Annotated in this window: 12 protein-coding genes; 2 read left to right on the top strand and 10 right to left on the bottom strand. The window is 46.5% G+C overall.

Annotation, left to right across the window (positions count from 1 at the left end; genetic code table 11):
• Nucleotides 1–66: 66 nt before the first annotated feature.
• From ACUTVW_RS04160 to ACUTVW_RS04145, 4 genes are all read right to left on the bottom strand, one after another.
• Nucleotides 67–1413 (bottom strand): hemolysin family protein, encoded by a 1347-nt coding sequence (locus tag ACUTVW_RS04160; protein ID WP_445644611.1) that lies wholly within the window; start codon nt 1411–1413, stop codon nt 67–69.
• A 53-nt stretch (nt 1414–1466) separates the two neighbouring features.
• Complete coding sequence (gene yfkAB, locus ACUTVW_RS04155) at nt 1467–2603, bottom strand: radical SAM/CxCxxxxC motif protein YfkAB (RefSeq protein WP_445644610.1); 1137 nt, start codon at nt 2601–2603, stop codon at nt 1467–1469.
• Between the two features lie 218 nt (nt 2604–2821).
• Nucleotides 2822–3943 (bottom strand): HD-GYP domain-containing protein, encoded by a 1122-nt coding sequence (locus tag ACUTVW_RS04150; RefSeq protein ID WP_445644609.1) that lies wholly within the window; start codon nt 3941–3943, stop codon nt 2822–2824.
• A gap of 69 nt (nt 3944–4012) precedes the next feature.
• Nucleotides 4013–5443: a bifunctional metallophosphatase/5'-nucleotidase gene (locus tag ACUTVW_RS04145; protein ID WP_445644608.1), complete on the bottom strand. Its 1431-nt coding sequence runs from the start codon at nt 5441–5443 to the stop codon at nt 4013–4015.
• Between the two features lie 119 nt (nt 5444–5562).
• On the opposite strand from ACUTVW_RS04145, the gene ACUTVW_RS04140 reads away from it, so the two are divergent.
• Together ACUTVW_RS04140 and ACUTVW_RS04135 are read left to right on the top strand one after the other, a co-directional pair.
• Nucleotides 5563–6306: a molybdenum cofactor biosynthesis protein gene (locus ACUTVW_RS04140; RefSeq protein WP_445644607.1), complete on the top strand. Its 744-nt coding sequence runs from the start codon at nt 5563–5565 to the stop codon at nt 6304–6306.
• 125 nt (nt 6307–6431) lie between these two features.
• Nucleotides 6432–7478 carry an HD-GYP domain-containing protein gene (locus ACUTVW_RS04135; protein ID WP_445644606.1) on the top strand — a complete coding sequence of 349 codons (1047 nt, stop codon included), beginning with the start codon at nt 6432–6434 and terminating at the stop codon, nt 7476–7478.
• An 83-nt stretch (nt 7479–7561) separates the two neighbouring features.
• On the opposite strand, the gene ACUTVW_RS04130 is transcribed toward ACUTVW_RS04135, so the two are convergent.
• The 6 genes from ACUTVW_RS04130 to sufD all read right to left on the bottom strand — a co-directional run bounded on the left by ACUTVW_RS04130 (nt 7562) and on the right by sufD (nt 13070).
• Nucleotides 7562–7702 carry a hypothetical protein gene (locus ACUTVW_RS04130; protein ID WP_167375722.1) on the bottom strand — a complete coding sequence of 47 codons (141 nt, stop codon included), beginning with the start codon at nt 7700–7702 and terminating at the stop codon, nt 7562–7564.
• A 140-nt stretch (nt 7703–7842) separates the two neighbouring features.
• Nucleotides 7843–8556: a M23 family metallopeptidase gene (locus tag ACUTVW_RS04125; protein WP_445644605.1), complete on the bottom strand. Its 714-nt coding sequence runs from the start codon at nt 8554–8556 to the stop codon at nt 7843–7845.
• 153 nt (nt 8557–8709) lie between these two features.
• Nucleotides 8710–10107, bottom strand: a complete 1398-nt coding sequence (sufB, locus tag ACUTVW_RS04120; protein ID WP_434752004.1) for a Fe-S cluster assembly protein SufB — start codon at nt 10105–10107, stop codon at nt 8710–8712.
• Between the two features lie 20 nt (nt 10108–10127).
• Nucleotides 10128–10559: a Fe-S cluster assembly sulfur transfer protein SufU gene (sufU, locus tag ACUTVW_RS04115; RefSeq protein WP_434752005.1), complete on the bottom strand. Its 432-nt coding sequence runs from the start codon at nt 10557–10559 to the stop codon at nt 10128–10130.
• Nucleotides 10549–11769 (bottom strand): cysteine desulfurase, encoded by a 1221-nt coding sequence (locus tag ACUTVW_RS04110; RefSeq protein ID WP_445644604.1) that lies wholly within the window; start codon nt 11767–11769, stop codon nt 10549–10551. The genes sufU and ACUTVW_RS04110 overlap by 11 nt, the downstream gene beginning before the upstream one ends.
• A complete protein-coding gene (gene sufD / locus ACUTVW_RS04105; protein WP_445644603.1) occupies nt 11766–13070 on the bottom strand; it encodes a Fe-S cluster assembly protein SufD in 1305 nt (434 codons plus the stop codon). Before sufD ends, ACUTVW_RS04110 begins: the two co-directional genes overlap by 4 nt.
• Between the last annotated feature and the right edge of the window lie 17 nt (nt 13071–13087).

Raw genomic sequence — 13087 nt, 5'->3', positions numbered from 1 at the left:
CCCTTTCAAAGGTCTTGTCTGTTTTCTACTGTTTATCATTTATCATCAATCACAGGCAACAGCAGTTCACTGTTCCTCTTCCATGTCTGTATCTTGTGTTTTCGTTTGCTTGTACACTTTGACCCGGTTAATTCGTAAACGTGCTGACTCTTCCACTTCAAAGACATAGCCGTTCCGCTCACGTGTTTTGCCCTTGGCTGGACTACCTTCCAGCTCTTTGAACAACCATCCGCCAATGGTATCTACCTCTTCGTCCTCGATGACCGCTCCAGTCCATTCATGCACTTCTTCGATCAACGAACGTCCATCGATCGAAAACGCATCACCGATCCGTTCCATATGTGGACGCTCATCTTCGAACTCATCATACAGATCTCCAACGATCTCTTCCAGAATTTCTTCGGCCGTCAGTAGTCCTGCAGTACCCCCATATTCATCTACGACAAGGGTCATCTGGGAATGCTTTTTCTGCATCAGACGTAACACATGGCTGATCTCCATCGACTCGGGCACGTTCAGAATTGGACGCACAAGTGAAGCCAGATCCTGTTGCTGCTCCGGTTCCGCCAGCAGCAGATCGGTGATGTGGATAAATCCGATAATCTCGTCCTTATCCTCCACCGCTACCGGGTAACGGGAATGCTTCGTTGCGTTGATGATCTTTAGATTTTCCTCCAGCGACAGATGGGTATACAAACAGTCCATATCTGTACGAGGCAACATAACCTCACGAGCCAGCATGTCGGAGAAATCAAAGATATTATCCATCAGCTTGATCTCATCCTTGTCGATAACACCACTTTTGGCACTCTGTTTCATCAGAATGCGAAGCTCATCCTCGGAATGGGCTTCACTTTCACTCGCCGGTTCAATGCCCGCCAGACGTAATAAAGCATTCGCCGAAGCATTAAGAACCCAGATGAACGGGAAGAAAACTTTATAAAATAACAGCAACGGTGCGGATAAAAGCAACGCTACCCCATCTGTCTTTTGAATCGCCAGCGATTTAGGAGCCAGCTCACCAAGCACAATGTGCAAAAACGTGATGATACAGAATCCGATAATAACGGATACCGTTGTAATCAGGCTTGTATCGGACACACCCAGCTTAAACATCAGCGGTTCCACAAGCAGTTTGGAGATTGCAGGTTCACCTAACCATCCCAGTCCGAGAGATGTGAGTGTAATCCCGAACTGTGTTGCCGACAGATAGGCATCCAGCTTACCGTTCACCTTTAATGCATAACCAGCCAGACGGTTTCCCTCACTCTGTAATTGTGTCAGGCGTGTCTGTCTTACTTTGACGAGAGAAAACTCCGCTGCCACAAATACGCCATTCAAAAATACGAGCAAAAAGACACAGACCAGATTAAATACCAGCTGTCCAAGATGAAATTCGGTATGAATGCCCAAGATGTAACTCCCCTTCTCTGTCTATTTCAGGAATGCACCTGGAATATTAACATTTAACGTGTAATTGCTTTTCTCGATTTGAAGTCCACGCCTTTATAGTACATGTCAGCCACAAGCAGGTTCGGCCCGCAACACGATGCAGCATCGCAATGGCAGTTTACCGTCTGATTGAGTGGATGCTCCGCAGCCCATTCGTGGAAGACATCATCCAGTTTACGATCATGAATATTACCAAACGCCGGGATATCTGCAAAATCAGTCACATATACGTTACCCGTAAACATGTTGACATTTACACGGTTGCGTCCATCCGGATCATTACGAACCGTCACATTAGGTTCACTGTACAAACGATTAATCAGCTCACGATCCTGCTCGGCCGCACTGCATGCGAAGAACGGCAGCGTTCCGAAGAGCATCCACATGTCTTTGTCACGAACATCAAGCAACTTGTGAATGGCAGCTCTCATATGATCCAGCGAGAGCACTGGCAGAGCGGTTGCAAAGTTAGAGCTATACATCGGATGTACTTCGTGCCGAACGCAACCCATTTCCCGTATTAATTGATGGATGCCATCCAGTTTATCGTGGGTACGATAATTAATCATCGTCTCGGCAGAAATAAACATGCCGGCTTCACTCAACTTGCGAGAGTTCTCAATCATCTTTTCATACATTTTCACAGCAACTTCACGCTTCACTGATCTGCCGCTATTGGCAAACCCGACCTGATGGAAATCATCCGCATTCAGGTAATTGAATGAAATGTGCATCACATCCAGGTATGGGAGCAGTTTCTCATATCGGCTGATATCCAGCGTCAGATTGGAATTGATCTGCGAACGAATCCCGCGTTCTTTGGCATATTTAAGCAGTGGAATTATCATTTCATCCACCGTCTTTTGGCTAAAGCTGGGTTCGCCTCCGGTCAGACTGATCGTCTGAAGATGTTCTACCTCATCCAGTCGTTTCAACATAAGTGAGAGCGGCAGTGCGGGTGCCTCTTGCATCGTAAGCATATCCCCTACGGCACAGTGTTCACAGCGCATGTTGCATAGATGTGTCACTGTCATTTCTACACTGGTCAGCACATGGCGGCCATATGTACGCAGAGAGCCAATCGGATCCCACGGATCATTCGTTGGCGATAAAGGCATCGGTTGTACCGATCCTGAGTTTAGCATGGTCATAGTTCTTCACCTTATTCCTTTTATTAACCTAAAAAGTTTTATTTTCATCATACCTTAGATACCTTTTTTGGGAGTTATCTTTTATCATAGCACAATTACGAATCTTCCTGCACAGCCAAACCCTGTCCATTACATGACAAAAACGCTCATGCGTCTTCGGGAAATTAGCTTCATCTATCCCATGTGACCACCTGAGCGCTTGCACTATATTTCGTTCGCTAACTATTCAACTGCTCATGCTTCAGAAGCGAAGTCGAATTCTCCGCTCCCTCTACTCCTGTAATCATCACGGAAAGCTTCGTTGCAAGATTTATTTCGTACGGTGCACGGAGCACCTGACCTTCTGCATCCTTAAGAACACGAATTAGCGGCCGCTGTGGTACGCGAGGTTGAATCGCGGCTACGACGCCAACTTCCCCAGTGCTCAGCGTTACGGAAATACCTACGGGATAGATCGCCACACAGTCTCTAAACTTTTCAAGCATCCGCTGCTCATAAAGGGTTCCCGATCCTGTGTATAGTACTTCTACTGCTTGATGCGGTAATAAAGCTTGACGATAGACCCGATTGGTCGTCATGGCATCATACGAATCGGCAAGAGCAATCCACTTCGCATATTCATGGATTTCATTGCCTTTCAAACCAAAAGGATAACCACTGCCATCAATTCGTTCATGATGCTGCAGTGCGCAGTGTGCTGCAAGTAAGGGTATGCCGGGTTCATCCTTAAGAATACGGTGCCCATACGTCGTATGCTGCTGAATGATCTTGTATTCTTCATCACTAAGACGTGAAGGCTTATGTAAAATGTCGGAGGAAATCTGTGTCTTTCCGATATCATGCAGCAGAGCGCCCAGACCAATCTCCATGAGCTGCTGGCGTGTATAACCTGAGGCTACACCGAGTACGAGCGTATACACACAAACATTGAGTGAGTGATTATAGAGGTCAAAATCGCTGGAGTTCATGTCCATTAACATGATCATGGCTTCTTTTTGACTGCCGATATCCTCCAGAATGCTGTTCATTACACCGCTAAGCGCTTTACCGAAGTGTGTGATCCGGTTTTTGCTTTTGAAGCCGGACATATGTTGAAATTGTTGTTTGATCTCCACAAGTGCCCTTCGCTTTGTATCTTCCTGTAACATATCGGGCACGATAATGTCTTCTGTCGCAGCATCCTGAATATAGACATATCCAATCCCAAGATCTTTCAATCGCCCGATTAACCGGCTCGTCAGTTCTACATCCTCACTGAGTAAAACCAGACCTTCTTCACTAAAAATTCGTTTCCCCAGCTTCATGCCAGGCTGCAATAAGTTTATATGTACTAAACGCACAGCCTATCCTCTCCCGCTCCGTAGATGTAATGATCACTAGCCGCCGCATCAGCAGAAGGCAGTCATGTTCTAACTTTGAAACCAGCGGCTATGCAGGCTCTCCTCCAGTGCCCCTGGTCGTTTTAATTCCCTTTCCAGCAAATCACGTATGAATTCCGGAAGGTAATATTGGATGTTGCTTCCTTGAGCCAAAGAAGGATATCCTACATTAAACGTAAACATGTCAAGCGTTCCAACAATATATTCACGCTGTTCTTCTATAGGTATATGATTCACAAGAATGGATTGAATCTTATCATAGGCTGGCGCACTGGGATCATAACGAACTTCCATTCCATCCACGCATAACGTCCCTAGAATTCGCCCTCGAAAACCAAAACCTACAATGGGTTTAGAGATGAACTCTTCCAGCAGTGACTGCTCCAGTGCTTCACGAATCTGATAACCATTCAAGCATATTGTACAAGCATTTATAGGAGATGGACATAGGGAATGTAACATTCCTTTAGTAATGTCCCCCTGCGGGAGGTTTCCGAGCAACTGACCCGCATTCACAAGCGATAGTTCCGCTCCCGTAAAATGCCGAACGGCTTGTGCAAGCAAGGTAGCAAAAGGAGATTCCTGCTCGTAATGAACACGTAACGTACGATCTGTGATCACCGCTGTTTGATCCAGCATTCTTTCAGCTTCTACAGCGTTTGTAGCGATAGCCAAAGACACCTGCTCATCCAGCATGGTGCTCTGTACCGGCACACAACCGCTGCGTACTAACTGTATAGGCTCTGCTTCTCCTGCTCGTTCCAGCACGACCTTCCCAAGCCATTGGCCAAATTTCCCGGCTGCTCCCAGCACAGTCTTGCCAATCACCAAAGGCTCTTCCAGTACATGATGGGTATGTCCACCCAGGATAACATCAATACCAGTAACCTGTTCCGCCAGTCTTTTATCCGTTGAAAGGCCCAGATGGGACAAAACAATAATGATATCAACGTGTTCCCGCAGCGTCTTCACCTGATCTTTTAACGTCTCTACAGGATCCGTCACTTGCCAGCCCATGAGTTCATAGAAGGTATTAAATGGGGCCGTTGCTCCCAATAGACCAATGCGAAATGGTCCCTTTTCAATAATACTCCAAGGTTTCATCCAGGCTGGGGGATGTCCTGTATCCTGTTCAAACACATTGCCACATACAATCGGACAAAGGAGTCCGGTATAGGACTGGGCGAGCTGGTCTGGCGTAAAGGTTAACCCCTCATTATTACCGATCGTAATAGCGTCATAGCCTGTCAGATTGAGCACGTCCACATTAGCCATGCCCAAGGTACCTTCCGTTTCAATAGCCATTCGATCCATATGATCACCAATATCAAGAACAAGCAGATGCCCTGCTTGAGCACGTTCCTCACGAATCATGGCAGCGATCGCGCTCATGGAGCCGAAATGACTGTGGACATCATTGGTGTGCAGAATGGTTAATGTTTGCTTCTCGCTGCTGCGCATTACACCGCCTCCTCTGCCGTTCATTAAACGTACATTCTTCTAGTGGATAAGCATAACATTTTCTACGTCGTTATGATATATTTATAGGGTTTAGAGATCAAAAAGGAGCGATTCATTCCATGAAATTTACAATTCAACTATTTGCAGGTATTGCAGAACGTTTAAATACATCCCAAATAGAATTTGAGTATGACGGTGATGCGCCTACGGCTTTCAAGCTCAAAGAACAATTAGGCCAGGCTTATCCTGATGCTGCCTCACAGATTCGTTCCTCCTTTCTGGCAGTAAACCAGAATTATGCTCCAGCCGATACACCACTTAAGGCGGAAGACGAACTGGCTTTGATTCCTCCTGTATCCGGAGGAGATGGCACGGTTAGACCTCATGATGATAAACAGCCACCTACCCAAGAGCATCGTACAGAAGATGGCCTGTATGTGATTAGCAATGCTCCGTTATCTGTGGAGGACACCACGAATTTGGTCATTACCGCCAATCATGGTGCTGCTTTAACTTTTGTAGGAACGACACGTGAAATGACTGGCGAACAACGCACGGTACATCTCGAATATGAAGCATATGTCCCCATGGCTCTGTCCCATATGGCTGCGATCGGCACGGAAATTGCAGAACGCTGGCCAGGTGTGCGCTGTGCGATCAGTCATCGAATTGGCAAAGTAGACGTGGCAGAGGTTAGTGTCGTTATTGCGGTATCCTCACCTCATCGCAGCGATTGTTACGATGCAAGCCGTTATGCCATTGAAAGGTTGAAGCAAACTGTGCCAATCTGGAAAAAGGAAATTTGGGAAGACGGCTCGGAGTGGAAGGGCCATCAACTAGGCCCCTGGAACCCTTTGGACTAGAAAAAATGGGTCTATCCGCTGTTTACAGAGGTACATGAACAGTAAATAAGTCGTTGTCAACCCATTTTTTTCTTGTTATTATAATGATATGTGTCGATATTAGTCGAGGAAAAGGTGGTTTATACGTGAGAGTGCATGTTACAGATCTTAAACCCGGCGACCTGCTAAAAAATGATATCTACAACACTTCAGGTCTCCACATGCTGATGAAAGGTTCCGTTCTCAGTGAAGATGATATATCTAAACTGCTGCATCATGGAATTGATTTCGCAGATGTAGAACATACATCCAACCTTCACTCTGATGAACAAAACTTGCCTTCCGATCAGACCCGTCTGTTAACCAATCTGTTTAACGACACGATCAAAGGCACAGAATCTCTGTTCCAACAAGCCATAGAAAAAGGCTTTATTGATGAGTCACAGGTTGATGAAATTTTGGGCACTTTAACGGGACAACTCGAAAAACAAAAAGACGTTGTTTCCCTGCTGCTTATGCTGGATGGAGACAGTGACTACACTTACAATCACTCCTTGCAGGTCGGTATGCTCGCTTTTTATATTGCCGGCTGGATGGGCTATAGTCCCGACGAATGTCTTACGGTAGCCAAAGCAGGGTATCTTCATGATATTGGCAAGTCCAAAATCCCTTCTGAAATCTTACATAAACCAGGTAAACTAACGACAGAAGAATTCGCAGAAATGAAAAAACACACCTTTTACGGTTACGATATTATTAAAGCTTCCACTGAGGATGAAATCATTGCTATGGTTGCCCTACAACATCATGAACGTGAAGATGGGAGCGGTTATCCACATGGCTTGCGAGGGGATGAAATCCATCCTTATGCTCGTATAACTGCTGTAGCTGACGTATACAGTGCGATGACTACAAATCGGGTGTACCAAACCAAGCAAGAGCTAATTTCTGTTCTGTGTGAGCTATACAGCCTCAGTTTCGGTCAGTTGAATGGCGAAGCTACCCAGGAACTGATCAAACATATGCTTCCGAATTTTATAGGCAAAAAAGTACTCCTCACAACAGGACAGACTGGTGTCATCGTCATGAATAATCCAGCTGACTACTTCCGCCCACTCGTTCAGACCTCTATGGCCTTTATCGATTTAGCGAAAGAAAGAGATATTGCCATCGTTGAGATTTACGTGCAATAAGTCGGTATAACAGAGAAAATATTTAAAAGGGAAGCTCAACTGAGCTTCCCTTAATCTGTCTTACGTATATTCAGTCGATTGAGTTACACACAGAAAGCTTTTGTAATGATAACCAACAAGATGAACAGTACCAAGATGGCGCCAACCGACGTACATGGATTGTATCCACCTACACCGCCTACACCACCAACGTTGCCTTTACAGCCATAACCTACTTCGCTCATGTGATTGCCTCCTCTTTATCAGGTATACCCTAACATATGATGCTTCCCTGCTGGAGGAACCGGGCGAAACGGCAATCTTCCCGATTTGGTTTATAGCCCATAGAAGACCCATATATCTTTCTTATACTGACCTTACAGCTTCAATCCTCTTGTTGTACTTCTATTCCTTTTTCCTTCCGATACATGATCACAAGTGTTCTCCAAAAGTCATAACTTCCCGTGTGATCCTGAATAAAGGGGAGGTAATACGTCATTGCCTCCTGTGCCCAGTCAGGACAGCTCATATTGGACAATCGCTTCTGTTCTTGAATCCATCTCCCCTGAAGCTCCAGTTGCTTCTGCATAAGCGTAAGCAATTGCTTTTCCTCGCTTGTCATCGGTGGACCCTCCTCTTCCTGAGAGATCGTTCCATATTCTTTTAGCAAATATGCTGTTGGTTCAACGACTCCATGTTCACTCGCGGTATATCCGTAGGAAGGTGAGCTTGTTTTTCGAATCTCATAATGCACATGCGGACCCGTGCTCTGCCCTGTACTGCCTTGATATCCAATAAGCTGACCTCGCTTCACCTGCTGGCCTGCACGAACAGCAATACGTGAAAGATGAGCATAACAATGCAGGTATTCACGATGATCCTCCAACGCCACGGTGAGCCCGTATCCGCCAAAGCCAGAGCCTGTTCGTCCCTCCGCTGCAAAACGTACCGTTCCTTCAAGAAAAGCGTATACAGGGCCATTCCAGGGTTCAGTGACCAGGTCTACTCCTCGATGAAACGTCTGGCCTCCATGTATAGGATGAATTCGATAACCGAATGAACTTGTAATTCGATACCCTACGAAAGGGTTTGCATTCATAGCATCACATCCTTTTTCTATCATTTAATGCTTAACTCTATGAATTGGCCTGTGCTATTAGTCTTATTTTTACATTTTAAATCAAAGATTACTCACCTTATGGCAAAAAAAAAGACGAACCATGAAAGTTCGTCTTTTCCCATTACATATGTCTTAACCGATGGAACCTTCCATCTCGAACTTGATGAGACGATTCATCTCAACGGCATATTCCATTGGCAATTCTTTTGTGAATGGCTCAATGAAGCCCATGATGATCATCTGTGTTGCTTCCGCTTCGGTAAGACCACGGCTCATCAGGTAGAAGAGTTGATCCTCAGACACTTTGGACACCGTTGCTTCATGCTCCAGCATGATGTTATCATTCATGATTTCGTTGTAAGGAATCGTATCCGATGTGGACTCATTATCAAGAATGAGTGTATCACATTTGATGTTGGATTTCGCGCCCTCAGCTTGGCGTCCAAAGGAAGCCAGACCACGGTACGTTACTTTACCCCCATGTTTACTGATCGACTTGGATACGATCGTGGAAGTTGTATCCGGAGCGAGGTGAATCATTTTCGCGCCTGCATCCTGGTGCTGGTTTTTACCTGCAACAGCGATGGACAGAACGGAACCTTTAGCACCACGGCCCTTCAGTACAACCGCTGGGTATTTCATCGTCAGTTTGGAACCGATGTTACCATCGACCCATTCCATCGTTGCATTCTCTTCAGCAACCGCACGTTTCGTAACGAGGTTGTAGATGTTTGGTGCCCAGTTTTGGATCGTTGTGTAACGAACACGAGCATTTTTCTTACAGATGATCTCAACTACCGCACTGTGCAGAGAGTTCGTGCTGTAAATCGGAGCTGTACAACCCTCTACATAGTGTACAAAGCTGTCTTCGTCTGCAATGATCAATGTCCGCTCGAATTGACCCATGTTTTCGGAGTTAATCCGGAAATAGGCTTGCAGAGGTACTTCACATTTTACGCCTTTAGGTACGTAGATGAAGCTTCCTCCAGACCATACCGCACTGTTCAGGGCAGCAAATTTGTTATCTGCTGGCGGAATAACAGTAGCGAAGTATTCACGCAGGATTTCCGGATGCTCTCTGAGAGCCGTATCCGTATCCATAAAGATTACGCCTTGGTCTTCCAGTTCCTTTTGCATGTTGTGGTATACAACCTCGGATTCATACTGAGCCGATACCCCTGCCAAGAACTTTTGCTCTGCTTCCGGAATACCCAGTTTATCAAACGTTTCTTTGATTTCGGAAGGAACCTCTTCCCATGTTTTCCCTTGCTTTTCTGAAGGACGAACATAGTATTGAATTTCGTTGAAGTCCAGTCCGTCCAGATCGCCGCCCCATTTAGGCATTGCCATTTTCTCAAACTGCTTCAAGGATTTCAAACGGAATTCCAGCATCCATTCCGGTTCGTTCTTGATTTTGGAAATTTCCGTTACAACTTCCGCTGTCAGACCTTTGCCGGTTTGAAAGATGGATTTATGCTCATCGCGAAAACCATACTTGTACTCTTCCATTTCTGGTGCTTTTTTAGCCATCTTGCTCGACCTCCCTATCGTTATTGTACATTGTCCTCTTCGTCAATTCCTTTGCGTAATGCATTCCAGGCCAGAGTGGCACATTTGATGCGTGCAGGGAACTTGTTCACACCGGATAGGGCTTCGAGATCTTCATAGTCGTCGAAATCGACTTCTCCCCCTTGCATCAATGAGGAGAAACGGTTAGCCAGATCGAGTGCCTGCTCTATCGTCTTGCCTTTGACAGCCTCCGTCATCATCGATGCGGAAGACATGCTGATAGAACAACCTTCCCCCGTATACTTGGCCTCCTGAACGATTCCGTCATTCAGCATCAGCTGCAGTGAAATCCGGTCGCCGCACGTTGGATTGTTTAAATTCACCGTTACGACGTCATTCTCAAACGTTCCGCGGTTACGCGGATTTTTGTAATGGTCCATTATAACACGCCGGTACAGATCATCAAGTTGCATCGCCAAAATACTCCTTTGTCTGGATTAAGGCGCTGACAAGCCGATCTACATCTTGTTCATTGTTGTATAGATAAAAGCTCGCACGAGCCGTTGAACTTACTTCAAGCCAGCGCATCAGCGGCTGACAGCAGTGGTGCCCTGCACGAATGGCTATACCACTGGCATCCAAAACGGTAGCCACATCATGGGGATGGACATCTCCCAGATTAAAGGTTACGACACCAATATGACGTTTAGCCGGACCATAGATCGTTAGTCCATCAATCTCTGATAGGCGTTCCGTTGCATATGCGGCAAGTACACCTTCATGATGAGCAATTTCATCCATACCGATCTGCTCCAGGAAATCAATGGCAGCGCCCAATCCTACTGCTCCTGCAATAATGGGCGTTCCACCTTCGAATTTCCACGGCAGTTCTTTCCAGTTGGAATCGTACAGTCCAACGTCATTAATCATTTCACCACCGAATTCGATCGGTTCCATGGACTCCAGCAGCGCCTTTTTGCCGTAGAGTGCACCGATCCCGGTTGGAGCGCACATCTTGTGACCGGACAGCGCATAGAAATCACAGTCCAGATCTTGCACATCCACCTTCATATGCGGTGTGCTTTGTGCACCATCCACAACGATAACTGCACCGTTGCGATGGGCGATTTCAGCGATTTGTTTAACGGGATGCACTAGCCCCATCACGTTGGATACATAAGCAATCGCGACAACTTTGGTTTTGTTCGTAATTGTCTGCTCCACATCGGCCAGTTCAATATGGCCGTCAGGCTGAAGCGGAATGTACTTCAATGTGGCACCTGTCTCCTTGGCCACTTGCTGCCAAGGAATGAGGTTGCTATGATGCTCCATCTGTGTAAGGACAATTTCATCGCCTTCTTTACAGTTGGCCCTTGCATAAGACGAAGCCACCAGATTCAGGGCTGTCGTTGTGCCGCGTGTAAAGATGATCTCCTGCGTACGCCGAGCGTTGATAAACTTGGCAACCTTCTCACGAGCGCCTTCATAAGCATCCGTTGCACGGCTTCCAAGTGTATGCACACCGCGATGCACGTTGGAGTTTTCATACTCATAATAATGTTTAACCGCGTCAATCACAGCACGAGGCTTTTGCGAAGTCGCGGCACTATCTAGATATACGAGCGGATGTCCATTGATTTCCTGGTGGAGGATCGGGAACTGCTCGCGAATGGATGGGTTCATTGTCCCAGCTTCTTCTCAATCAGGGACTGCAATTGGGTACGCAGTGCTTCCAAAGGAATATCCGCCACCACCGGTGCGAGGAAGCCATAAATAATCAGACGTTCCGCATCCGTACGGTTAATCCCGCGCGACATCAAGTAATGGATCTGCTCCGCATTTACCTGGCCTACAGAAGCTGCGTGACCTGCTGTTACATCATCCTCATCGATCAGAAGGATCGGATTGGCATCTCCGCGTGCTTTAGGGCTCAGCATCAATACTTTCTCGGTTTGCTGTCCATCGGCTCTTGTAGCGCCTTTCTCGATCTTGGTGATACCGTTGATGATTGCCGAAGCCTCTTCACGCATAACCGCCCGTGTAATCATCTGACTTGGCGTATTTTTACCGAAGTGACGTGCTTCGGTTGTATAGTTAATCTTCTGTGAACCGGAGCCAACAGCAATCACTTTGGAGTCCGAAGTGGATCCATTGCCTTTCAAGACACTCATCGTGTTGCTTGCTGTATCACCGTTGTTCATCTCACCAACAATCCATTCGATCGAGCTGTCATTTTCCAGAACAGCACGGCGGAATGAAACATCCGTTACGTTGACATTCAACTGGTGTACCGTTGCAAAGCGTACTTTTGCACCCGATTTTACGAAAACTTCCACAACGCCGTTATGGAAGACCGGTGAAGAGAGTTCGCCAGATACATAGTTATCTACGTAAGTAACTGAACTGTTCGCTTCAGCAATAACCAGTACATGAGGTGCAAAGGTTGCAGAAGCATCGTCTGTGAGCAACACAGCTTGAAGTGGAACTTCAATGTTTACATTTTTCGGTACGTACAGGAACACCCCGCCATTCCACAAAGCTGCATGTAATGCGGCAATGGAATGTTCATCAGCTTTGACTGCTGTGTTCAGGTACGATTTGACCAAATCGCCATGTTCACGAACAGCAGTTGCCAAATCCGTGAAGATAACACCTTGTGCTGCCAGATCAGCAGACAACTTGGAATATACTGCACCAGAGTTGCGCTGGATCACCAGACTGCCTTCTGCCTGGTCCTGAACCAGTTCTTTGATCGATGCAGGAACTTCTTCCAGGGAAGAAATCGCTGCACCTGCTTTATATGTGCCGTACTCGCTGACATTCCAGCGTTCGATTTTTTGTTTTTCCAGTTTGGGAAGCGCCAGCTCACTCGCAAGCTTCAAAGCCTCGAGCCGCTGCTCAGTTAACCAGCCGGGTTCATTATTGCTTTCCGACAAGGCGCGAAGCGCTTCAGATTCAACCGGAAGAATTGTTTGTGTAGTCATTTATTATCCTCCTCCGT

This window comes from Paenibacillus sp. TSA_86.1, assembly GCF_052691815.1.
This window is presented reverse-complemented; position numbering and strand designations above follow the sequence as displayed.